This window comes from Stenotrophomonas sp. RIT-551, from assembly GCF_026241915.1.
In the GTDB taxonomy this organism is placed as follows: Bacteria; Pseudomonadota; Gammaproteobacteria; order Xanthomonadales; family Xanthomonadaceae; genus Stenotrophomonas; species Stenotrophomonas bentonitica_A.
Map to the genome: position 1 here is coordinate 147078 of NZ_JAPJIU010000006.1, position 22917 is coordinate 169994.

At 67.1% G+C, this 22917-nt stretch carries 14 protein-coding genes; 8 read left to right on the forward strand and 6 right to left on the reverse strand.

From position 1 onward, the window contains the following. The first annotated feature begins 25 nt into the window (after nucleotides 1–25). Both ORK51_RS09700 and ORK51_RS09705 read left to right on the forward strand, forming a co-directional pair. Nucleotides 26–616: a cysteine dioxygenase family protein gene (locus ORK51_RS09700; protein ID WP_070426308.1), complete on the forward strand. Its 591-nt coding sequence runs from the start codon at nucleotides 26–28 to the stop codon at nucleotides 614–616. A gap of 80 nt (nucleotides 617–696) precedes the next feature. Further along, complete coding sequence (locus tag ORK51_RS09705) at nucleotides 697–1536, forward strand: PhzF family phenazine biosynthesis protein (RefSeq protein WP_070426307.1); 840 nt, start codon at nucleotides 697–699, stop codon at nucleotides 1534–1536. 27 nt (nucleotides 1537–1563) lie between these two features. Here ORK51_RS09705 and ORK51_RS09710 read toward each other — a convergent pair whose 3' ends face one another. The 3 genes from ORK51_RS09710 to ORK51_RS09720 form a co-directional block, all read right to left on the reverse strand. Then, nucleotides 1564–5382 carry a LamG-like jellyroll fold domain-containing protein gene (locus ORK51_RS09710; protein ID WP_083279830.1) on the reverse strand — a complete coding sequence of 1273 codons (3819 nt, stop codon included), beginning with the start codon at nucleotides 5380–5382 and terminating at the stop codon, nucleotides 1564–1566. A 151-nt stretch (nucleotides 5383–5533) separates the two neighbouring features. Then, complete coding sequence (locus ORK51_RS09715; protein WP_070426306.1) at nucleotides 5534–8713, reverse strand: TonB-dependent receptor; 3180 nt, start codon at nucleotides 8711–8713, stop codon at nucleotides 5534–5536. Between the two features lie 263 nt (nucleotides 8714–8976). Further along, a complete protein-coding gene (locus ORK51_RS09720) occupies nucleotides 8977–11733 on the reverse strand; it encodes a TonB-dependent receptor (RefSeq protein ID WP_070426305.1) in 2757 nt (918 codons plus the stop codon). A 271-nt stretch (nucleotides 11734–12004) separates the two neighbouring features. Between ORK51_RS09720 and ORK51_RS09725 the strand changes: the two genes are divergently transcribed. After that, entirely contained in the window at nucleotides 12005–13021 is a 1017-nt protein-coding gene (locus tag ORK51_RS09725) for a sugar kinase (RefSeq protein ID WP_266084803.1), read from the forward strand. Next, on the forward strand, nucleotides 13008–13646 hold the full coding sequence (gene eda, locus ORK51_RS09730) for a bifunctional 4-hydroxy-2-oxoglutarate aldolase/2-dehydro-3-deoxy-phosphogluconate aldolase (RefSeq protein ID WP_266084804.1): 639 nt from the start codon (nucleotides 13008–13010) through the stop codon (nucleotides 13644–13646). The genes ORK51_RS09725 and eda overlap by 14 nt, the downstream gene beginning before the upstream one ends. 19 nt (nucleotides 13647–13665) lie before the next feature. On the opposite strand, the gene ORK51_RS09735 is transcribed toward eda, so the two are convergent. Next, the gene (locus ORK51_RS09735) at nucleotides 13666–15549 is read right to left on the reverse strand and encodes a sigma-54-dependent Fis family transcriptional regulator (RefSeq protein WP_266084805.1); all 1884 of its coding nucleotides are present in this window, start codon (nucleotides 15547–15549) and stop codon (nucleotides 13666–13668) included. 240 nt (nucleotides 15550–15789) lie between these two features. Between ORK51_RS09735 and adh the strand changes: the two genes are divergently transcribed. The 4 genes from adh (at nucleotide 15790) to ORK51_RS09755 (ending at nucleotide 19352) form a co-directional block, all read left to right on the forward strand. Then, nucleotides 15790–17319, forward strand: a complete 1530-nt coding sequence (gene adh / locus ORK51_RS09740; protein WP_019184074.1) for an aldehyde dehydrogenase — start codon at nucleotides 15790–15792, stop codon at nucleotides 17317–17319. Between the two features lie 86 nt (nucleotides 17320–17405). Further along, complete coding sequence (adhP, locus tag ORK51_RS09745; protein ID WP_266084806.1) at nucleotides 17406–18434, forward strand: alcohol dehydrogenase AdhP; 1029 nt, start codon at nucleotides 17406–17408, stop codon at nucleotides 18432–18434. Nucleotides 18435–18522: 88 nt separating this feature from the next. After that, a complete protein-coding gene (locus ORK51_RS09750; RefSeq protein ID WP_026069918.1) occupies nucleotides 18523–18900 on the forward strand; it encodes a DUF779 domain-containing protein in 378 nt (125 codons plus the stop codon). A gap of 56 nt (nucleotides 18901–18956) precedes the next feature. Continuing rightward, a complete protein-coding gene (locus tag ORK51_RS09755; protein WP_266084807.1) occupies nucleotides 18957–19352 on the forward strand; it encodes a hypothetical protein in 396 nt (131 codons plus the stop codon). On the opposite strand, the gene ligD is transcribed toward ORK51_RS09755, so the two are convergent. Beyond that, nucleotides 19353–21938, reverse strand: a complete 2586-nt coding sequence (gene ligD / locus ORK51_RS09760; protein ID WP_266084808.1) for a DNA ligase D — start codon at nucleotides 21936–21938, stop codon at nucleotides 19353–19355. Nucleotides 21939–21944: 6 nt separating this feature from the next. Further along, a complete protein-coding gene (ku, locus tag ORK51_RS09765; RefSeq protein WP_266084809.1) occupies nucleotides 21945–22886 on the reverse strand; it encodes a non-homologous end joining protein Ku in 942 nt (313 codons plus the stop codon). Nucleotides 22887–22917: the final 31 nt, after the last annotated feature.

The following is a 22917-nucleotide window of genomic DNA, read 5'->3' on the forward strand; positions in this document are numbered from 1 at the left end:
CACCGGGATCGCCTAGACTCGGGGCATGCAAGACCAATGCAACCCGTTTCCGCCGTTCCATGGCCGCGATCGATTGATCGCCGCGGTCGACCATGCGGTGCAGCACGAGCACGCGCACCAGATCGCCGCCACGCTGCGCTCGGCGTTGCGTGAGGCGATCGCCGACAGCCGGATCCAGCTGCCGGCCTGCGTGCATCGCCCCATCCAGGACCACTACGCGCGCCGCGAGCTGTACCGCAGCCCCGTGCACGGCTACAGCATCGTGGCGATGAGCTGGGGGCCGGGGCAGGGCACGCCGCTGCATGACCACAGCGGGCTGTGGTGCGTGGAGGGCGTGTGGCTGGGCCAGCTGGAAATCACCCAGTACCAGCTGCTGGAGCGTGACGGCGAGCGGTTCCGCTTCCGCCCCGAAGCAGCCGTGGTGGGCGACTGTGGCAGCGCCGGCAGCCTGATCCCGCCGCACGAGTACCACACCATCCGCAATACCAGCGATGCGGAGCTGGCGATCTCGGTGCACGTCTACCAGGGCGAGATGACCCGTAGTGCCATCTTCGAACCCGAGGCCGATGGCTGGTACCAGCGCCGCGTGCAGGTGATGGAAACCGACGCGGCCTAGGGCGCGACGGGCGCACCGCTCGACCCGACGCCGCGGTGGCGCGCATCATGCGCGTTCCACCCGGTTACCGACGTTCCGCCATGCCTACGCTGCCGTTCCAACAGGTCAATGTCTTCAGCCGGGATCCCCTGCGCGGCAATCCGCTGGCCGTGGTTCTGGAGGCCCAAGGCATCGACGACGCGCGCATGGCCGCGTTCGCGCACTGGACCAACCTGAGCGAGACCACCTTCCTGCTGCCGCCTACCGATCCGCAGGCGGACTATCGCGTGCGCATCTTCACCACGCTGGAAGAACTCCCGTTCGCCGGGCATCCCACCCTGGGCAGCTGTCATGCCTGGCTGGCCCATGGCGGCATGCCCAAGGGCGAAGAGATCGTGCAGGAGTGCGGCATCGGCCTGGTGCGGATCCGCCGCAGCGAGGCGGGCCTGGCGTTCCTGGCGCCGCCACTGCTGCGGGGCGACGCATTGGCGCCGGACCTGCGTGAACAGGTGCGGCGCGGGCTCGGCGTGGCAACGCAGGACGTGGTGGACGCGCGCTGGGCGGACAACGGTACCGGCTGGCTCGCCCTGCGCCTGCGTGACCGCGCCGCGGTGCTGGCGATCCAGCCGGACTACGCCCAGCTGCAGGGGCTGAAGGTCGGCGTGTTCGGGCCGTGGCAGGCCAGCGATGGCGACGAGGCCCAGTATGAAAGCCGCGCCTTCATTGCCGGTGACGGCGCACCGGAGGACCCGGCCACCGGCAGCCTCAATGCCGGCATCGCGCGCTGGCTGCTGAGCACCGGCGAGGCGCCGGAGCGCTATGTGATCAGCCAGGGCACCGCCATGGGCCGTGCTGGACGGCTGCGGGTAGAGCGCGTGGGCGAAGCACTGTGGATCGGCGGGGACTGCGTGACCTGCATCGAGGGGCAGGTCACGCTGTGATCCGTCGCTGCCATGCATGGCATGGCACTACCGGTCCAGCACCACCAGGTTGTTGCGCTGGGTCACCTCGGCGGCGCCATCGGCCTGCATGACACGCACGCGCAGCCCACGGTGATCCCCCGCCGGCAGCGGCAGGCTGATCGCGGTGGTTTTCGGCACCAGATCGCTCGGCGCGGGCAGGCTGGGAATCTCCACCCGGGCAAGCTCACGGCCCTTGGCATCTTCCAGCACCGCCACGCCCACGCTGGTCGCGACGTGGCCCAGACTGTGCACGGTCACCTGCACCTGGCCGCCCTCCACGCGGACATCGCCCCGCCCGATGCCGAGGTCGGCCCGCTGCTCGACCGGCGTGCCGGCCTGCACCAGCTCGAACTCGAACACCTGGCTCTGCCCCGGCGCGAAGCGCAGCGTGGTCGAGGCACTGCGTTCCAGCGCCAGATCGCGCGTGGTCGCCTTGCCGTCGATCCGGTCATCGCCGTCGCGGTCCACGCCGCTGGTCATCCGCCATTGCCCGGCGGTGACGTTCCAGGTGCTCATCTCCGCGTCCACCGCGCGCGTGCCCAGGTTGTAGGCGATCACCTTGAAGCGGTCCGGCGAAGGCGCGTGCACCAGCAGCGCCACCTGTTCGGCCGCGTCCGGCTGGGCGAAGCGCCAGCTCACGGTGTGGCCGGGCCAGCTCTGGTTGCGCTTGAGCGCGATACCGCCCAACCGCGCGCGCTGCAGGAACTCGCTCGGCGCCTCGACACGGTCGGACCACCAGTGGCCTTCGGTGTTCATGTACTCGCGCTGGGCCTTGGCCTGGATGCCATCAGCGTGCAATGCCTCCAGGTACTTCTTGTCGCCGGTGGCCTGCCACGCCATCAGACTGGAGAAGCCGGTGTTGCCACCGTCGGCATCGCTGATGAAGCGCGGGTTCCACTCGGCACCGCGGCCCAGCGCCTCGACGTAGTTCTCGCCCAGGTTGGACAAGGCACCCGGGCCACCGCGCTCCACGCGGTAGTCCAGCGCCTTGAGGTACTTGTCATCGCCGGTCCAGCGCCATGCCGCCCAGAAGGTATGCATGATGTCGCCGCTGCCCGAGCCGTTGTTGAGCTCGCCGCCGCGGGTCTTGCCGGTCGCCCAGTGGATCTCGTTCGGCAGCGCCCAGCGCCCCTTGTCGTCGGTGTAGGCGTGGGCCAGGTAACCATCGGCCAGCCCGGTGACCAGCTTGCGGCCGGTCGGGTCGGCGTTGTACTGGCCGATCAGGAACGCCGGGTGCAGCACCGGGAAGGAGTACGGTTTCTGCCACTGCCAGTTCGGCTCGCGGTAGACCTTGTTGCCGCCGAACCAGTTGCTGGAGAACAGCAGATGCCCCTGCGGATTGGGCAGGATGATGCGTTCATCGAAGGCCTTCACCGTTTCCATCAGGCGCTCGACGGTGAGCGGATCGCCCCAGTTGAGGTAGAGCATCGCGCTGTTGGTGTTGATGCCTTCCTCGTAGGCATGCAGCTCATCGGTCTCGATGGTGCTCAAGCCATTGCTGAACATGCCATTGCGGTACACCGAATCGGACAGCGCGGTCAGCGAGGCATTGAGCTTGTCCGGCTGCACGCCCATCAGGGCCAGGCCCGGCCACTGCTGGGTGAGATCGGAATCATCGGAAATGCCCCCGCCGAAATCCCCGTACGCAATCTGGCGGTTGTCGATCCACCAGTCGATGAAGCGGCGTACGTACTTGAGGTCTTCGGTCTGGCGGAAGGCCCACAGCGGTACGCCCGTGGGCGCGTCGGGCTGGGTGAACGGCGGTTTGCCCTGGCTGTTGTAGCTGATGTAGTTCCAGTACAGCCGGCCCAGTTCGTGGTCCGGATCGACCCGCAGCAGGTCGCTGAGGTCGGCATAGACGCGCGCATACAGGCGCTGGCGCTTGGAGGTGGTGTGCTCTTCGACCAGGAAGCCCCAGTTGTCGCGTACCTGGTTGAAGCGGTCGGCGATGTGTTCCTTCTTCGCCTCCTCGCGGTCTTTGTAGACCATGCGGATTTCCGCCCCATCCAGCGAGGTCGCGTTGAAGCCGGGCGCGGCAGAGGCGATGGAGATCCACAGGCTGTCGGCGGTCAGGATGCGATCGCGCAGGTCCAGCCACAGGGTGCGCTTCTGGCCCGGCTTGACCGAGACCGACACGTCGATCATGTCGCGCGCCGGCCAGATCGGATCCTTGATGCGGATGTTGAGCGGGATCAGGCCGTCCTGCGTGGCCGGCAGATCCAGCTTGGGCAGATCGATGGCGATGCCATCCAGGCCGTCATGCATGTTCTCCCAGCTGTGTGCCCAGCTGCGGATCAGCGGCTGCGCGGCCGGCGCGTCGCTCACGCCGGAGGGAATCAGCACGTGCACGATCGGCAGCGGCTGCGCGGGCAGCGTGTCGGCCGTGCGCTTGCGCGAGCCGGCGCCCTTGGGCAGCGCCATCACCGTGCTGCGTTCGGCCGCCGGGTAGCGGCCGTCGATGTACTCGCGCAGTGCGGCGATGTTGGTGTAATCCGGCAGCGCCTGGCTGTCGATCAGGTAGCGCTGCTTGACCGTACCCTCCGGCTCGGCGGCATCGCTCACCTGGTAGGCCCAGATTTCCTGGATCGGGGTTTCCTGCGCGGTATTGCGGAAGTGCAGCACGCCGCCGTCCTGGGCTGGAATGCTGTTGACGCTGCGGACCACGCCCTGCGGGCGCTGGAACAGGGTCTGCGCCGGCTGGCCGTCCACGCTGTGGCTGAGCCCGCCAAACGCTGCACCGCGCACTTCGATGCGGTTGACGGTTTCACCGGCCGGCAGGGTCAGGTCGAGCTGCTGGCCACCCTCGACATAGGTATTCCAGTCGGGCAGCTGGAAGTAATCATCGCGCCCGGCCAGCCGCGAGCGGTTGTAGACGCCCGGCCAGGTGGTCTCGGCGATGCCGTCGGTCGCCTTCCACATCCACTGCTTGTGGTCCTTGGTATCGGCGAACTCGATCTTGCGGATCGTGGTGGTCGGGGCACTCAGTGCCGGCGGCGGCGCTGCGTCCCAGCCGTGGCGATGGCGCCAGGCGCGCATCGGGTCCGGCTCGGCCACGGCCGTGGTCGGGGCAGCATTCCGGGCCAGTGCGGCCATGCCGGCCGGATCGAGCAGGCGGTCGTAGACGCGGATCTCGTCGAAGTCGCTGCCACGCAGGAAGTTGTAACGGCTCTGCACCTGGTAGGGCGCCATCACGCGTCCGGCCAGGCCGAGCTGATCGAGTGCGGCGTCGTAGTCGGCGGTGGTCTCCTGGCGGGCAACCTCTTTGCCGTCCACGTAAAGGCGCACGCCGTGGTTTTCGTCCCAGCCGAAGGCGATGTGCTGCCACTGCTGCGGCGAGGGGTTCTGGTCGAGCTTGAACGACACGCGGGTGCGCGCCAGATTGGCATCGGTGACAAAGGCATCGAAGCCGTGGCCGTTCCAGTCGATGCGCAGCCAGGCCATGTCCCAGCTGCTGTGGTCGGCATAACCAACCCGGAAGATCACGAACGGTGCTTCACCCACCGCGTAGCGCGAACGCCAGAAGAAGCCCAGCGTGCCGCGTTGGGCCTGGATGTTGCCGGGGGCATTCCACGACAGCACGCCGTCATCGGCCCATTCGATCGCACTGCCATGCGCCCCGTCGGGCACCCGCTTCACCTTGTCCACGAAGTTCGGAACCGGGTCGCCCGCGGCGGTATCGGCCTGCAGGCCCTGGTCGGCCGACACGTGGAACAGCAGCTGGGGCGCGGTCTGCGCCCAGGCGGTGCCACTGCCAGCAAGCAGCAGCGCCAGCAGGCTGGCGGACAGGCGGGAGGGGCGGATCGAGGCGGCGACAACGCGATGCATGAGACCTTCCTTTCGACAGCAGAAACAGTACAGCGGAACCAGCAGCGGGGGTCAGCCGCTCACGGTGGCCTCCCGCCCCGGCACCGCGCCCGCCATCCCGGAGAGAAGGATGCAAGCGGGCGCGATACCTGTGGCGGAAGACGCAGCACGGTCAGAACTTGTAACGCAGGCCGAGGTAGTACTGGCGGCCCGTATGGGTGTAGCGATCCGGCAGCGACAGCGCTGAATCGACGTAGCGCTCGTCGGCGGTGTCAAGCAGGTTGATCGCCTCGAAGGTCAGCGAGAGGTTCTTGTTGACCTTGTAGGACATGTTGAAGTCCACGTTCTCCACGCTGTACTTGCCCTGCACGTCGGCGGTGGCGAACTGGTTGCCGTCCAGGTCCCACACGTTCTCCTGCGAGAGGATCGTGCTGATGTACGCGTCGCGGTAGCTGGTGGAGACGCGGGCGCTGAAGCGGCCGTCGTCGTAGTACAGCGTGGCGTTGTAGGAGTTCGGCGAGAGATTCAGCAGGTCGTTCTCGGTGTAGGTGGTGACGATCGTGCTGCCGGTGCCCGAGCTGAACATGTACTTGATCTTCGACTCGACGTGCGTGTAGTTCAGCTGCACGCCGAAGTTCTTCCAGAAGCCGGGCAGGAAGCTGAAAGGCTGCTGGTAGGACACTTCATAGCCCTTGAGCGGGCCGCCCGGGGTGTTGAAGTAGCTCTGCACGTTGAACACGGTGTCCGGGCTGAAGCCGGTCGGCAGCAGGTCCAGCGAGTAGCCCATGTCCGCCCAGGTGGTGAGCAGGCGCGTGCGCTGCACGTAGCTGTCGATATCCTTGTAGAACAGCGCCGCCGACAGCAGGGCCCCTTCCTCGAAGTACCACTCCGCGCTCAGGTCGTAGTTGGTCGAGCGGAACGGATCCAACTTGGGGTTGCCCAGGTTGATCGAGTAGCTGCGGTCGTCATCGAAGTACGCGGTGGGTCCCCCGCTGACGCTGGGCGACAGGTTGGACAGGGTCGGGCGGGCCATGGTCTTGGCCGCGCCGAAGCGCAGAACGAAGGTGTCGCTCAGGTCCCAGGCCAGGTTCAGCGAGGGCAGCCAGTCGTCGTACTTGTGGCCGACCCGGGTGGCGACCTGCAGGCGCTCGCCGGGATCGGCGGTGGCGCTGGCCACCCCGAAGAACGGCGCGCAGGCCGAAGACAGATCGGTCGCATTGGCCGCGGTGCACGGCGCATAGCCATCGGCGGTGATCCGCGTCTGCACATAGCGCACGCCGAGGTTGCCACGGAACGCGCGGCCCAGCAGGTCGGTGTTGAAGTCGAGCTGCAGGTAGCTGCCGTAGCTCTTCTCGTTGACGTCGAAGTTGTTGTTGGACGCGCCGAAGTGGCCCACGCTGGCCAGGCGGTAGTCGCCGCCCAGGGTACCGGTGTCGCAGTTGCAGTAGATGTCCAGCAGCTTGGCGATCTGGTTGAAGTCCGGCACCAGCCAGCTGTTGGGCAGGTTGCCGTCCATGCCCTTGCCGAAGCCGCTCAGCGTATCGCTCAGGTCACCGACGGTGACGCCGGCCGGCAGTGCCTGCGACAGGCGCCCGTAACTGATGTTGCGGAACTCCTGCGTGCTCATGTCGTAGTCCTTGTAGGCCAGACCGCCGCGCAGGGTGAAGGTGGGGCTGATATCGAAGGTCAGATCGACCTTGGCCGTGTCGAAGGCGTTGTCGACGTACTGCGGATTCAAGCGCACTTCACTGATGTTGCCGCCACGCGCGGTGCCGTTGGCGTTGACCGGCGTGCTGCCGTAGCCGAGCCACTTCCAGTTGTCCACGGCGTTGAGATCGAACGGGAAGGACATCGCCGGCACCTTGCCGTTGCGCATGTCCAGCACGAAGCCATCCAGGTTGCTGTTGTCGAAGCTGACCATCGAGAAGATCGGCCGCTCATAGTTCGACTCGGAGTGGCCGACCACGGCATCCAGGCGCACCGCATCGTTGAAGCGATGCTCCAGGTTCAGGCTGAACTGCTTGAACTCGGTGCTTTCTTCGATGGCGGTGGATTCGGTGCGGAAGTCGACGTTGTCGAACACGCCGTAGGTCAGGCGGTTCTGCTCATCGGCCTGCGCCTCGCGGACCACGATCTGGGTCTTGCCGCCGTACTGCGCGGTGCGATGCAGGTTGGCGCCGATGGAGTCTTCGCGCACGTTCTTGTCGAGCTTGGAGTACAGCATGTCCAGGTTCAACTGCGTGTCGTCGCTGACCTTGAACTGCAGCGCGCCGGTGACACCCAGGCGCTCGATCTCATGTTCGGTGCGGATATAACGCGGGTAACGCGGGATCCAGGCGTTGGTCGCGGTCTCGTAGGCGGCGATGTTCTCCGCCGTCGCGGCCGGGCGATCCAGGCCGGGGCCGCAGTGGGTCGCATCGATGCCGTAGCTGCCCCAGCCGTTGCTGCGCGCCTGGTTGGCGGCGCTGCCGACACCGGCGGCGGTTTCATTGGCCAGCGGGTTGCGCGGGGTCTGCGGGTCGTAGCCGGCCGGGCTGCAGAAGCCGTAGGTGCCGTTGTTGGCCGCGGTGCTCTGGTTGGAGTTGCGGTAGTTGCCGTGCTCCCAGCGGACCGGGTTGTAGCCTTCTTCGAAGATGGTGCGCTTGCTGTAGGCCACCGACATCAGCGCGCCGACCCGGCCGTCGGCCCAGGTGTTGCTGATCAGCCCGGAGATGCGCGGGTCCTTGTTCCTGGAGAGCTCGTTGAAGCCGTACTGGCCGCCGAGCGAGGCCTGGAAGCCCTCGAAATCGAACGGGCGCGAGCCGCGAAGATCGACGGTGGCGCCGAGCGAGCCCTCATCGGTCTGCGCCGACTGGGTCTTGTTGATCTTGACCCGGCTGAACAGCTCCGAGGCGAAGGTATTGAAGTCGAAGCCGCGGCTGCGGTTGACGCCGGTGGTGCCGCTGCCTGCGGTGGACAGCGCTTCCAGGCCGTTGATGCGCACGCGGGTGAAGTCCGAGCCCAGGCCGCGCACGGAGATCTGCTGGCCTTCGCCGCCTTCACGGTCGATCGAGACGCCGGCGATGCGCTGCATCGACTCGGCCAGGTTCAGATCCGGGAACTTGCCGATGTCTTCGGCGTAGATCGCATCGACCTGCTCGACGCTGTAGCGCTTTTCATCCAGCGACTGCTGCAGGCTTTCGCGGTAGGTCGCCTTGACCTCCACCTTGTCCAGATCGACCGCGTTGAGTGACGCGGCCTGTTCCGGCGTCTGCTGTGCCGCGGCGATGCCAGCCACGCCCTGCAGCGCGAAGGCGATCGATACTGCAAGCAAGGTAACCGGTGTCTTTTTACGGGTGTCGAGTCGTTCCATCGTGTGTAAGCCCCTCCCAGGGTTCGCCGCCATGCGACCGTGATGTTGATGAGTCATGACGTCCGGCCTCCCCCGGAGCGTCCAGCGCGCATTGCCGCGGTGACACCGCTGGTCATCCGAAACGTAACAAACCCTTCACGCGGCGGCATCTTGCGCCGCAGCAGCGTGCATTCGCTGGAGAGAGTCGTGGGATGGCAACGATGGCGGCGCGCGCGCAGCCGGCGGCGTGATCACTCACGCCGCCGGCGGGTACTGCCGTTGAATCAGAACTTGTAGCGCACGCCGAGCAGGAACTGGCGGCCGGTTTCGGTGTACTGCAGCGGCAGGCGACCGGTGGCCGGCGAGTAGACCCACTCGTCGGAGGCTTCGTTGGTCAGGTTGATGCCTTCCAGGCTCAGTTCGAGCTGGTCGCTGATCGTGTAGCGGATCGAGGCATCGATGACGGTGGTGCCGGTCATGCCGTGGTAACCGTCCAGGTTGAAGCCGGTTTCCGTACCCGGTGCCTGGGTCAGGTAGTCATCGCGGTTGGTTGCCGAGACGCGGCCGGAGAAGACCTTGCCTTCGTAGAACAGCGTGGCGTTCCAGGACGACTTGGACAGGCCGGTCAGGTCGGTCTTCATCACCGGCTGGCCGGCCGCGTTGAGGTACTGGATCTGCGATTCCACCCAGGTGTAGTTCAACTGCACGCCCAGGTTGGACCACTTGCCTGGCAGGAAGGTGAACGGCTGGGTGTAGTTGGCTTCCACGCCGTGCAGTTCACCGCCCGGGGTGTTGACCGGGCGGCTGTAGGTGAAGTCATCGGCGGGCGAGGCACCGGTGCCGATCAGCAGCGAGGCGGGCAGGCCGCTGTCGGAGTACGGACGCACTTCGCGGGTGGTCTGCACGAAGCTCTCGATGTCCTTGTAGAACAGCCCGATGCCGGCCATCGCGCCTTCGGCGAAGTACCACTCGAAGCCGAGGTCGACGTTGGTCGCGCGGATCGGCTCCAGGTCCGGGTTGCCGCTGGAGATGGTGCGCGCACCACCGGCCACGGCCACCGTTGCGCCCGGCGTCAGGCTGCCCAGGCCCGGGCGGCTCATCACCTTGGCCGCGCCGAGGCGGATCAGGAAGTCCGGGGTGACTTCAGCCACCAGGTTGAACGAGGGCAGGGTGTCGTTGTAGGTGCGGTTCTCGGTGGTGGAGACCGTACCGGTGGCCAGCGTGGACAGGCCGGTGGAGCTCTGCTTGGTGCGCACGTAGCGCACACCGACGTTGCCCGACAGCGGCAGGCTGCCCAGTTCGGTGGAGAACTCGCCCATCAGGTAGGCACCACGGTCCTTCTCTTCGACGCTGCGCACGTTGTTGGCGCGCGGGGCGACGGCGAAGATGCCGCTGTTGCTGTAGATGTCGAACTGATCGGCAATCGCGTTCAGGTCCGGCACCACCCAGTTGGACGGGCTGCCGTTGATGCCCTTCAGGCCGGCCTGCTCGGTCATGTCCACCGGCACGATCTTGGTGCCATCGGCGAAGTTGGGCACGGCCAGTTCGCTGGCACGGCGCAGCTCGGTGGTCTTGAAGGTGTAGTCCTTGGCCAGCACGCCGCCCTTCAGGCGGAAGCCCGGGCTGATGTTCCAGTTGAAGTCGAGCTGGCCGGTATCGAAGTCATTGTCCACGTACTGCGGGCGCAGGCGGATTTCCGCCAGTTCCCAGCCCGCCGGGTTGGTCGGGTCGATGCCGTAGTTCAGCGTCGGGAACCGGCTGTTGCCCCGGTAGTCGTAGCTGTAATTGTCGACGTCGTACTTGTCCATGATGATCGTGGTCTGCACCGGGTTCTCGTGCTTGGAGCGCGAGATGCCGACCTTGCCGGACAAGGTGAAGTCATCGCCGAAGCGGTGCTGGCCATTGAGGCTGAGCTGCTTGAACTCGGTGCTCCACTCGTCATGGCGGTTTTCGGTGCGGATGTCGACGTTGTCGAACTCGCCGTAGACCAGTGCGTTGTTCTCGATCACGCCATTCTTGACGATCATCGCCGGCTTGCCGACCAGGCGCGGCGTGGTGCTGGTGCCACGGCTGAAGGAGATCGCTTCGATGTAGTGCTCGTCGCGGGTCGCATCGATCTTGGAATACAGCGCATCCAGCGAGAACTCGGTGGCGTCGCTGGGCTTCCACTGCAGGGTGCCGGTCACGCCCAGGCGCTTCTGCTCATGCTCCATCTGCACGTAGCGCGGGAAGCGCGGGTGGTAGACGTCGGCCGAACGGGCGGCGGCGAACGGCGAGGCCGCGTTGAAGTTGCCGTTGCTCGGGCCGTTGGCCCAGCGGCCGGTGTTGGAGCCTTCTTCCAGCGCCTGGCGCTCGGAATAGGCCACCGACAGCAACGCACCGAAGGTGCCGTCGGCGAAGGTGTTGGAAATCAGTGCGGCCATGCGCGGGTCGGCTTTTTCGGCCATCGCGTTGTAACCGGCCTGGCCGCTGGCGGCAAAGGTGAAGCCGTCATAGTCGAACGGGCGCGCGGTGCGCAGGTCGACCGTGGCCCCCAGCGAGCCTTCCTCGACGTCGGCCGAGGCGGTCTTGCGCACCATCAGCTGCGAGAACAGGTCCGAGGCGAACACGTTGAAGTCGAAGCCGCGGCCGCGGTTGGTGCCGCCACTCTGGTCACCGGCACCGACCGTGGTCAGCGCTTCCATGCCGTTGATGCGCACGCGGGTGAAATCCGGGCCCAGGCCACGCACGGAGATGTTGCGGCCTTCGCCCGCTTCGCGGGTGATGACCACGCCCGGGATGCGCTGCAGCGACTCGGCCAGGTTCAGATCGGGGAACTTGCCGATATCCTCGGCGACGATGGCGTCGACCACGCCGGCTTCGCCGCGCTTGATGTCCAGCGCCTTCTCGACACTGGCGCGGTAGCCGGTGACGACGACGGTATCCAGATCGGTGGGGTTGGTCCCCGCATCCTGGGCCAGCGCGGTACCACTCAGCGCCAGGCCGATCGACAATGCGAGCAAGGTAACCGGTGTCTTTTTCTGCGTGTTCTGGACTTGCATGTTTTCCCTCTCCCAAGGTGCTACATGAAACAGCTATCCAACGACATGTCAGTGCAATGACACCGCTGGTCAGGGCGGACGTTAACAGCCCGTTACTGATCCGGCATCTTGCACCGCAGCAGACTTTCAATGTCCCGCAGACGCTTGCAGGACAATGGTTCCGACATTCGGGACAGGTGGACGGGGCGGCGTCCATCGCTAGAATGACACCGCTAGCCATTGCTGTCGGGCGCCTGCGTGGCGGCCGCGGCCCTCACAAGGATCCAGGACCATGAGTCGTGTTGTCTGTTTCGGAGAGTTGTTGTTGCGCATGAGCGCGCCCGGCCGGGAGCTGTTGCTGCAGAGCCCGCAGCTGGCCGTGCACGCCGGGGGTGCGGAGGCCAATGTCGGTGTCTCTCTGGCCCATCTGGGGCATGCAGTGGCCGCGGTCAGCACGGTGCCGGCCAACCCGCTGGGCGAGTACGCCGTGGGCGAACTGCGCCGGCACGGGGTGGACACCGCAGCGGTGCGCCGCACCGAGGGCCGCATGGGCCTGTACTTCCTGACCACCGGCGCCGTGCAGCGTGCCAGCGAAGTGGTCTACGACCGCGCCGATTCGGCCTTCGCCAACAGCAGCGCCGCCGACTACGACTGGGACACGCTGTTGACCGGTGCCGACTGGCTGCACCTGTCCGGGGTCAGCCCGGCGCTCAACCCGGCCATGGCCCAGGCCACGCTGGCCGCCGCGCGTGCGGCATGCGCGCGGGGCGTGAAGGTGTCCTTCGATGGCAACTTCCGCCCGTCGCTGTGGGCGCGCTGGCAGGGTGATGCACCCGGCATCCTGCGCGAGCTGTTCGCCTGCGCCGATCTGGTCTTCGCGGACTACCGCGATATCGGGGTGGTGCTCGGGGGTGAATTCGGGCAGGCCGATGTGCACCAGCGGGTCGATGCAGCCGCCGCACAGGCCTTCGCGGCCTTCCCGCGGCTGCAGTGGATGGCCTGCACCCAGCGCACCCCGCACAGTGTGGACACCCATTCGCTCGGCGCGATGCTGATCGGCCGCGATGGCACCCGCGCCGTGGCACCCACCCGCGAGATGATCGGCATCGTGGACCGCATTGGCGGTGGCGATGCCTTCGCCGCCGGCATCCTGCATGGCATGATGCGCGGCTTCGCGCCGGACATGATCGTGCGCTTCGGCCTGGCCGCAGGCTGCCTGAAGCATTCCATCCCCGGCGATTTCAACCCTGTCAGCGAGGCTGACATCATGGCCCTCACGGGCGAGGAGCGATTCGATGTCCGGCGCTGATCCGCGCGTACGCGCAGTCCTGAAACTGGCCCCGGTGATTCCGGTGTTCACCCCGGAAAATGTCGAGGATGCGGTCGAGGTCGCGCGTGCCCTGTTCAACGGCGGCCTGCCGGTGATCGAAGTGACGCTGCGCACGCCGATGGCGATGGAGGCGATCCAGGCGATGGTCGAGGCCGTGCCCGATGCCGTGGTCGGCGCCGGTACCGTGTTGACGGCCGCGCAGATGGAGCAGGTCAAGCAGGTGGGCGGGCGCTTTGCGGTATCGCCGGGCGCGACCTCGCGCCTGTACGCCGCCGCGCGCGATACCGATCTGCCGTTCCTGCCGGGCGTGGCGACCTCGTCGGAGCTGATGCTCGGCCTGGAGCAGGGTCTGGATACCTTCAAGTTCTTCCCGGCGGTGCAGGCCGGCGGCGCGGCCATGCTCTCGGCATGGAACGGCCCGTTCGGCGATGTGCGGTTCTGCCCGACCGGCGGCATCAGCGCGCAGACCGCGCGCGATTTCCTGCATCTGCCCAACGTGCTGTGCGTGGGCGGTTCGTGGCTCACCACGCGGGCGCTGCTGCAGGCCAGGGACTGGGCCGGCATCGAGCAGCTCGCGCGCGATTCGGCCGCGCTGGTCGGCTGAGCCCGCACGGCCTGCCGCCTCAGTGGCGGCGGGCCGTCGCCCCGACGCGGCGATACAGGGTGCTGCGACTGATGCCCAGCGCGCGCGCGGCCTGGGCGACATTGCCATGGCTGGCGCGCAGCGCATCGCGCATGGCGGTTTCGGTCATCGCCTCCAGACCATCGGCCGTGGACGGCATCACCGGCGCAGGCGCCGCCTGCAGATACGCCGGCAGCATGCCGTGCCGGATCACGTCACCCGGATCGCTCAGCGCCACCAGCGTGCGCAGGCAGGAACACAGCTGCCGCACATTGCCCGGCCAGGTGTATCCAGCCAGCGCCTCCAGCGCCGGGGTCTCCAGTTCGCGGCCCTGGCCCAGCCGCTGCCACAGGCCACGCACCAGCGCTGCACGGTCGGCATGCTCGCGCAGCGCCGGCAGGCGCACGCTGTGATCGGCGATGCGGTAGTAGAGATCGCTGCGGAAGTCACCGGCGGCCATTGCCTGGTCCAGATCGCGGTGGGTGGCGCAGATCAAGGCGAAATCCAGCTGCACCGGCTTGCCGCCGCCCAGCGGTGACAGGGTGCGCTCCTGCAGCACGCGCAGCAGCCGCGGCTGCAGCGCCAGCGGCATGTCGCCGATCTCATCGAGGAACAGCACCCCGCCCTGGGCTTGGCGCAGCAGGCCGGTGTTGCCGCTCTTGCGCGCGCCGGTGAAGGCACCTTCCTCGTAGCCGAACAGCTCGGCTTCGATCAGGCCTTCCGGCAGCGCCGCACAGTTGACCGCCACGAACGGCTTGTCGGCACGCGTACTGCGCCGGTGCAGCTCACGTGCGAAGACTTCCTTGCCGGTACCGGTCTCCCCCTGCAGCAGCACCGGCAGCTGCGCATCCAGCACGCGGCAGGCGCGCTCGAGCACCTGCTGCTGGGCCGCATCGAACAGCGGCGTGGCGTCCACCCGCACCGCAGCTGCGGCGGCGCGCGCGGGTGCCGCGGGGGTCGGCCGCGCGGGCAGTGGCGAGCGTACCGTGGCGCCACCGGACGGGCTCACGTGGCCATACAGCGCGCGTCCCTGGCGGTCGACCAGCGCGCCATCATCGTGCAGCCGCGATAGCGGGCCATCGAACAACGCCTCGTAGGGCGCCCTGCCGATGTCGCCGTGGTCCAGGCCGAACAGGGCCAGCCCGGCACGGTTGGCGGCCACCAGGCGGCCATTGCGGAAGCCCAGCACGCCTTCGCGCGCGGTGCCGAGCAGCCCGGCGTCGTGATGCAGGCGGACCACCTCGCAGTCGCCCAGCCCTGCCTCGAAGTAACGGTGTTCGATGTGCGCCACCGCCTGCCGCGCCAGGACGCGGGCATGCAGGTGCTGCTGGCGCGCATCGCCGGAGATATCCAGTACCCCCACGCGCTGCCCGTAGGGATCGAAGATCGGCGTCGCCGAACAGGTCAGGATCGCGTGCGGGGCGAAGTAGTGCTCGCCACCGCGCACTTCCACCGAGCGGCCTTCGACGATCGCGGTGCCGATCGCATTGGTGCCCACCGTGGTTTCATCCCAGCGCACGCCGGGCATCAGCGCCACGCGCCCGGCCTTGTCCAGAAACGCCGGGTTGCCCTCGGCATCCAGGATCCAGCCGGCTTCATCGGTCAGCAGCGCGATGCTGCCGGTCGCGGCGATGTCGGCGGCCAGGCCATCCAGCTCCGGGCGCGCCAGCCGCCACAGCGTTTCCTGGCGCTGCCGCAGTTCGCGCAGGCGCGCGTCCGGCAGCGGCTCGACCTCCGGCTGCGCATCCACCGAGAGCCCACCGCGCTGGCAGCGTTGCCAGGACTGCAGGATGGTGTCGGGCACGATACCGACCGGTGCCGCGCCACGTTCGAAGAACGAGCGGCGCGCATTGCCGACACGGTGCTGGAGCGGAAGCTGGGACACCTGGGTTCTCCAGTGTCGCAATCTGCGACAGTTGTAGCGGGGCCTGTTCCGATAAACACCACACCCGGGGTTACCGCGCAATGACCGGCCGTGGTGCACTGCATCAGTTTCAGTGGCCCTCTCCAGTCCGTGCGCCGCGTAGCGCCATGCCGCACTGCACCACACCGAACCTGGCATCGTCCTTGCGCCATGGAACAGACCCCTTACCGGGCCTGTCCACCGCCATCCGGAGATGCACCCATGAATGCCGTCACGTCCGCCAAGCCGCACGCCACCGATCCGCAGTCCATCTTCAAGCCGCGCTACGGCAACTACATCGGCGGGGAATGGGTGGCGCCGCGCAGCGGCCAGTACTTTGAAAACACCACCCCGGTGACCGGCAAGGTGTTCACCGAGGTCGCCCGTTCCAACGCCGAAGACATCGAAGCGGCGCTCGACGCTGCCCACGCGGCCAAGACCGCCTGGGCCGAGACCTCGACCACCGAACGCGCCAATATCCTCAACAGGATCGCCGACCGCATCGAGGAAAACCTCGAGCTGCTCGCGCATGCCGAGACCTGGGACAACGGCAAGCCGATCCGCGAAACGCTCAACGCCGACGTGCCGCTGATGGCCGACCACTTCCGCTACTTCGCCGGGGCCGTGCGCGCGCAGGAAGGCAGCCTGTCGGAGATCGACAAGGACACCATCGCCTACCACTTCCACGAGCCGCTCGGCGTGGTCGGGCAGATCATCCCGTGGAACTTCCCGATGCTGATGGCCGCCTGGAAGCTGGCCCCGGCCCTGGCCGCCGGCAACTGCGTGGTGCTCAAGCCGGCCGAGCAGACCCCGGCTTCGATCCTGGTGCTGATGGAGGTTATCGGCGATCTGCTGCCCAAGGGCGTGCTCAACGTGGTCAATGGCTTCGGTGTGGAGGCGGGCAAGCCGCTGGCGTCCAACCCGCGCATCGCCAAGATCGCCTTCACCGGCGAGACCACCACCGGCCGGCTGATCATGCAGTACGCCAGCCAGAACCTGATCCCGGTGACGCTGGAGCTGGGCGGCAAATCGCCGAACATCTTCTTCGCCGATGTCATGGCCGAGGACGACGACTTCCTCGACAAGGCCATCGAAGGCTTCGTGCTGTTCGCCTTCAACCAGGGCGAGGTGTGTACCTGCCCGTCGCGCGCGCTGATCCAGGAATCGATCTACGAGAAATTCATGGAACGCGCGCTCAAGCGCGTGGCCGCGATCAAGCAGGGCAATCCGCTCGATCCCAACACCATGGTCGGTGCGCAGGCCTCCTCCGAGCAGTTGGAAAAAATCCTCTCCTACTTCGACATCGGCAAGCAGGAGGGTGCCGAGGTGTTGATCGGCGGTGAGCAGGCCAAGCTGGACGGCGACCTGGCCGGCGGCTTCTACGTGAAGCCCACCGTGTTCAAGGGCCACAACAAGATGCGCGTGTTCCAGGAAGAGATCTTCGGGCCGGTGGTTTCGGTGACCACGTTCAAGACCGAGGAGGAAGCGCTGGAGCTCGCCAACGACACCCTGTACGGCCTCGGCGCCGGCGTGTGGAGCCGCGATGCGTCGCGCCTGTACCGCATGGGCCGTGGCATCCAGGCCGGACGCGTGTGGACCAACTGCTACCACGCCTATCCGGCACATGCCGCGTTCGGCGGCTACAAGCAGTCGGGCATCGGCCGCGAGAACCACAAGATGATGCTCGACCACTACCAGCAGACCAAGAACCTGCTGGTCAGCTATTCGCCCAAGAAGCTGGGCTTCTTCTGAGCCCGCGCCGGGCTTGATCCCGATCAAGGCGCCGGCATGCGGCCGGCGCCACAGTGCTGTCATTGGCAATCCACGGAGATCCACGCATGAACAAGACCATGAAGGCCGCTGTCGTCCGCGAATTCGGAAAGCCGTTGCGCATCGAGGAGGTCGAGGTGCCGCGTCCGGGGCCTGGCGACATCCTGGTGAAGATCGAAGCCTGTGGCGTGTGCCACACCGACCTGCATGCGGTGGACGGTGACTGGCCGGTCAAGCCCAACCCGCCCTTCATTCCCGGCCATGAAGGGGTCGGCCACGTGGTGGCGGTGGGTGCGGGTGTCAGCCACATCCGCGAGGGCGACCGCGTCGGCATCCCGTGGCTGTATTCGGCGTGCGGCTACTGCGAGCACTGCCTGGGCGGCTGGGAAACCCTGTGCGAAGCGCAGCAGAACACCGGCTACTCGGTGAACGGTGGCTTCGCCGAATATGCGCTGGCCAATGCGGCCTATGTCGGCCTGCTGCCGAAGGGCGTGGGCTTCATCGAGGTCGCGCCGATCCTGTGTGCCGGCGTCACCGTCTACAAAGGCCTGAAGGTCACCGATACCAAGCCCGGCCAGTGGGTGGTGATCTCCGGCATCGGCGGGCTCGGCCACATGGCCGTGCAGTACGCCAAGGCGATGGGCCTGAACGTGGCCGCGGTGGATATCGATGACGGCAAGCTGGCGCTGGCCGAGCGGCTGGGCGCGACGATCACCGTCAACGCGCGCAATACCGATCCGGCCGCGTTCCTGAAGAAGGAGATCGGCGGCGCGCACGGCGCACTGGTCACCGCGGTCTCGCCGAAGGCCTTCGAGCAGGCACTGGGCATGGTCCGCCGCGGCGGCACCGTCTCGTTGAACGGCCTGCCGCCGGGCAACTTCCCGCTGGATATCTTCGGCATGGTGCTCAACGGCATCACCGTGCGTGGCTCCATCGTCGGCACCCGGCTGGACCTGCAGGAATCGCTGGAATTCGCCGAGCAGGGCAAGGTCGCCGCAACGGTCACCAGCGATTCGCTGGAGAACATCAACGACATCTTCGCGCGCATGCAGGCCGGCAAGATCGAAGGCCGCGTGGTGCTCGACATGAACGCGTAAAACACACGGCGCGCTGCCGACGTACCTCGGCAGCGCCTGTTCCACGGTAGTGCCGGCCTCGCTGGCCGGCTCCCGGAGATTCCCGACCATGCCCGACCTCCCGCTCCAGGTAATGGCCACGCTCCCGGCCCTGCAGCTGATCGAGACATTGCAGGCCCGCCATGGCGACCTGCTGTTCCATCAGTCCGGTGGCTGCTGCGACGGCTCCTCGCCGATGTGTTTTGCCCAGGGCGATTTCATCGTGGGCGACCGCGACGTGCGCATGGGCGAGATCGGCGGGGCGCCGTTCTACATCAGCCCCGCGCAGTTCGAGTACTGGAAACATACGCAGCTGATCATCGACGTGGTGCCCGGCCGGGGCGGCATGTTCTCGCTGGAGAACGGCGAGGGCGTGCGCTTCCTGGTCCGCTCGCGCTTGTTCAGCGATGAGGAGTTCGCGCAGCTCAAGGCCGCCGGCCGGGTCTGAACCACGCCGCGGCAACCCGTCCATAATGGCGGCTCTCCCGCCGTGACGCCCCTGCCATGCCTGTGTGGTCCGCCCTGAAGAATCCACTGCTGTCCGTGCTGGCCGTTGTGTTCGCGTTCGCGGTGATGGTGCTGGTCAACAGCCTCGGTTCCTGGCTGGTGCCGTTGCTGGGCATTCCGCCGGGCGGCGAGCCGCAGCTGGCCTGGGACCTGGCCTGGACGATCCTCAGCGGCATCGCTGCGATCGCCTTCGCCAGCCGTTATGCGCCCACCTGGCCACGTGTGCACGGCGGCGTGGTGTGGGCGGTGATCGCGGCCGCCTCGATCTACACCGCGTGGGATTTCGGCAGCGATTTCCCGTTCTGGTTCGTGGTGATCCTGCTGGTGTCGCTGCCGGTGCAGGCATTGGTGGGCCTGTGGGTGGGCCCGCGGTTCCGGCCAGCGCGCGCCTGATCAGCTGCCGGGCAGCACCTGCTTCACCTGCTCGATGCCTTCCCACGGGTCCTGCTTCAGCCGCTCCGCACGCTGCAGCGCCTTCGCCATCGGGAAGGCGTCCGGCGCCGCGATGCGGCCCAGCTCTTCCCAGCGCAGCGGCACCGCCACGCCGGCTCCGGGCCGCGCCCGCAGCGACCACGAGCTCACACTGGTGGCGCCGCGCGCATTGCGCAGCCAATCGATGAAGATCACCCCATCGCGCTTGGCCTTGCTCATCGTCGCCACATAGCGCTCCGGTGCCTGGGTGGCCATGGCCTGCGCAAACGCCTCGCAGAAGTCCTTGGCCTGCGCCCAGTCGGCCTTGGGCTGCAGCGGCACCACCACGTGCACGCCCTTGCCGCCGGAAAGCCGGACGAAGCTCTCCAGCCCGGCTTCCTGCAGGCGCGCGCGCACATCGCGTGCGGCGGCCTTGATCTGCGTCCAGTTCACGCCTTCGCCGGGATCCAGATCGAACACCAGCCGGTCCGGATGTTCGGGGTCATCGACGGTGGCGCCCCAGGGATGCAGCTCCAGGGTGTTCATCTGCACCAGCTGCAGCAGGCCCTCCACCTCCTCGATGTAGAGGTAGTCTTCGCGCCCGCTCTTCTGCTCCAGCGGAATCGCCTTGACCGCACCGCCCAGGCCGGTGCCGTGGTGTTTCTGGAAGAAGCAGGGCGTGTCCACCCCGTCCGGGCAGCGCAGCACCGACAGCGGGCGGCGCGCCACCTCGGGCAGGATCCAGCGCGCCATGCGGCGGTAGTAGTCGGCCACCTCGCCCTTGGTGATCTTCGCCTTGGCGAACACCACGCGCTCGGGATGGCTGATCGTCACCGTGCTCTCGTCCTGCGCGGCCGTAGCTGCCTTCTTTCGCCCGCCCGTTCCGGCCGGGGTGGCGGAGGCCGCGGTAGTGGAGGGGGTGGGGGAGACGGCCGTAGCTGTGGCGCCCAGATCCTTGGCGTGTTTGTCCTCGCGCAGCCGCTTGAAGCTGGCCTGGCGCAGCAACCCTTCCTTGGCCCATCCACGGAATGCGACCTCCGCCACCAGCACCGGCTTCACCCAGTGCACGCTGCGTGCGGTGAACGGCACATGCGCAGGCAGCTCGACCACCGCGTCCTTCACCATCAGCGGGGTCAGCTGCCTGGTCAGCGCGCGCAGCGCGGCATCGTCGAAGCCCGTGCCGACGCGGCCGACATAGCGCAGCCCGCGCTTGTCCGGGGTGGCCATCAGCAGCGAGCCGAAGCCACTGCGCGATCCCTTCGGTTCGGTATAGCCGACGATGAGGAACTCATCGGTGTTCTCGTGCTTGATCTTGATCCAGTCGCGCGAACGCGCGTTGACGTAGGGCGCGTCGATCCGCTTGCTGATGATGCCTTCGAAGCCGGCCTCGCCACTGGCGGCAAACACCGCCGGGCCGTGGTCGCGCACGTGGTCGCTGTAGGCCAGGGTGCCCGGCGTGGCGCCCAGCAGGTCCTTGAGCAGGGCCTTGCGCTCCAGCAGGGGCACCCGGCTGACGTCCACCCCGGCGATGCCGGGCATGTCGAACACCACATAGCGCAGCGGCTGTTTGGCGGTGCCATCGATGACCTTCTGCAATGCAGTGAAGTCACTGCGGCCCTGCGCATCCAGCACCACCAGCTCACCGTCCAGGCGCAGATCGCGCACCGGCAGCCGCTCGATCGCCTGCACCACCTCGGGAAAATCGTCGGTCCAGTTCAGCCCGCCGCGCGAGCGCAGCGACACCACGCCATCGCGCACATCGGCCAGCAGGCGATAACCGTCCCATTTGATCTCGTGCAGCCACTGCTCGCCGTCCGGTGCGGTGGCACGGTGATCGGTCAGCTGGGGCTTGAAGTCGTGCGGGTAGGGCGTTGTGCGAGCGCCCTGCAGGGCCAGCGCGCGCTTGGACCAGCGCGCGTCCGCCTTGCGTTCGGCCTTGCGTGCGGGGCTACCTGTCGCGGCCTTGGCCGGCGCGGTCTTCCTTGCCGGGGCAGCGTTGCTGGCGTTGGCAGCGGCAACCTTCTTCGCGCTCGTGCGCTTGGCTGCCTTCGGCGCCCCCTCCAACAGATCATCAGCCTCCATATCCCTGGCCTCCTCGTCATCGCGTTTGATCAGCAACCACTGGTGCTGCTTGCCCTTCATCGCGGTGCGCACCAGTTTCCACCCGCCCTTGAGCCGTTCACCGTGCAGGACGAAGTCCACCTTGCCGGCCGCGATCGCCTCCAGCGGGTCGCCATCGCAGGCCCAGGTGCCGTGGTCGTAGACGTCCACATGCCCGGCGCCGTAATGGCCGCTGGGGATATCGCCGGCAAACGTCGCGTAGGACAGCGGGTGATCTTCAACCTCCACCGCGAGCCGTTTTTCACCGACGCGCAGCGAGGGGCCTTTCGGCACCGCCCAGCTCTTGAGCACGCCATCGGCTTCCAGCCGGAAGTCGTAATGGCGCGAGCTGGCGTGGTGCAGCTGCACCACGAAGATCGGCCGCCGCGCCGGCGCGCCGCGGCGCTCGGCATCCGGCTCGGGGGTGCCGTCGAAGCGGCGTTTGCGGCGATATTCCTGCAGGGACACGTCGGCTTACCCGGCTTTGCGCGCGGGCGCGCGCTTGGTGGTCTTCTTGGCCGCTTTGCCCGCTGTCTTGGTCGTCTTTTTGGCCGCAGCGGGTTTGGCGACCTTCGCCGTGGCCTTCTTCGCCGCTGACTTTTTGGCGGCCGGCGTCCGCTTCTTGGCATCCAGGCTCTTCTGCAGCAACGACATGAAGTCGACCACGTTGGTCGCATCGTCCTCGCGCGGGGCCGGCTCTTCCTCCACCTTGGTGGTGCCACCCTTGGCCTTGATCCGCTTTTTCAGCAGCGTGTGCAGGCGCTCGCGGAATTCATCGTGGTACTCATCCGGCTTCCATTCGCCGGACATGGAGGCGATCAACTGCTCGGCCATCGCCGTTTCCTTGCTGTTGATGCGGTACTCGGCGAGGCTGCCGCTGGGCAGCTTGTACTCGTCCGGGTCGACCAGTTCCTGTGGATAACGCAGGATCATCAGCACCAGTGCATCGCCGTGCGGCATCACCGCGCACAGGTATTCGCGCGTGCGCACCACCACCCGTGCTATGCCGACCTTGCCGGTGCTGCGCAGCGTTTCGCGCAGCAGCACGTAGCCTTTCTCGGCTTTTTTGGCGGGCACCAGCAGGTAGGGCTTCTCGTAGTACCGCGGGTCGATGGTGGCGGCGTCGACGAAGGTCTCCACCTCGACCGCCTCATGGCTTTGCGGCGCGGCCGAGCGGATGTCGTCTTCCTCCAGCACGACATAGCTGCCCTTGTCGTACTCGTAGGCTTTGACGATCTCTTTCCACGGCACTTCCTCACCGGTATCGGCGTTGACCCGTTCGAAGCGGATCGGCTTGCGGTCGCGCGAATCCAGCATGCGGAAGTGCAGGTCGACATTGCGTTCGCCGGACATCAGCGACACCGGGACATTGAGCAGCCCGAATGACAGCGTGCCGGTCCAGATCGGTCGGGCCATGGTGGCGCCACTCCAACACTACAGGGAGGGC

Coding starts and splice junctions, on each gene's coding strand:
- ORK51_RS09700 (WP_070426308.1), top strand. CDS start 26: ATGCAAGACCAATGCAACCCGTTTCCGCCGTTCCATGGCCGCGATCGA.
- ORK51_RS09705 (WP_070426307.1), top strand. CDS start 697: ATGCCTACGCTGCCGTTCCAACAGGTCAATGTCTTCAGCCGGGATCCC.
- ORK51_RS09710 (WP_083279830.1), bottom strand. CDS start 5,382: ATGCATCGCGTTGTCGCCGCCTCGATCCGCCCCTCCCGCCTGTCCGCC.
- ORK51_RS09715 (WP_070426306.1), bottom strand. CDS start 8,713: ATGGAACGACTCGACACCCGTAAAAAGACACCGGTTACCTTGCTTGCA.
- ORK51_RS09720 (WP_070426305.1), bottom strand. CDS start 11,733: ATGCAAGTCCAGAACACGCAGAAAAAGACACCGGTTACCTTGCTCGCA.
- ORK51_RS09725 (WP_266084803.1), top strand. CDS start 12,005: ATGAGTCGTGTTGTCTGTTTCGGAGAGTTGTTGTTGCGCATGAGCGCG.
- eda (WP_266084804.1), top strand. CDS start 13,008: ATGTCCGGCGCTGATCCGCGCGTACGCGCAGTCCTGAAACTGGCCCCG.
- adh (WP_019184074.1), top strand. CDS start 15,790: ATGAATGCCGTCACGTCCGCCAAGCCGCACGCCACCGATCCGCAGTCC.
- adhP (WP_266084806.1), top strand. CDS start 17,406: ATGAACAAGACCATGAAGGCCGCTGTCGTCCGCGAATTCGGAAAGCCG.
- ORK51_RS09750 (WP_026069918.1), top strand. CDS start 18,523: ATGCCCGACCTCCCGCTCCAGGTAATGGCCACGCTCCCGGCCCTGCAG.
- ORK51_RS09755 (WP_266084807.1), top strand. CDS start 18,957: ATGCCTGTGTGGTCCGCCCTGAAGAATCCACTGCTGTCCGTGCTGGCC.
- ku (WP_266084809.1), bottom strand. CDS start 22,886: ATGGCCCGACCGATCTGGACCGGCACGCTGTCATTCGGGCTGCTCAAT.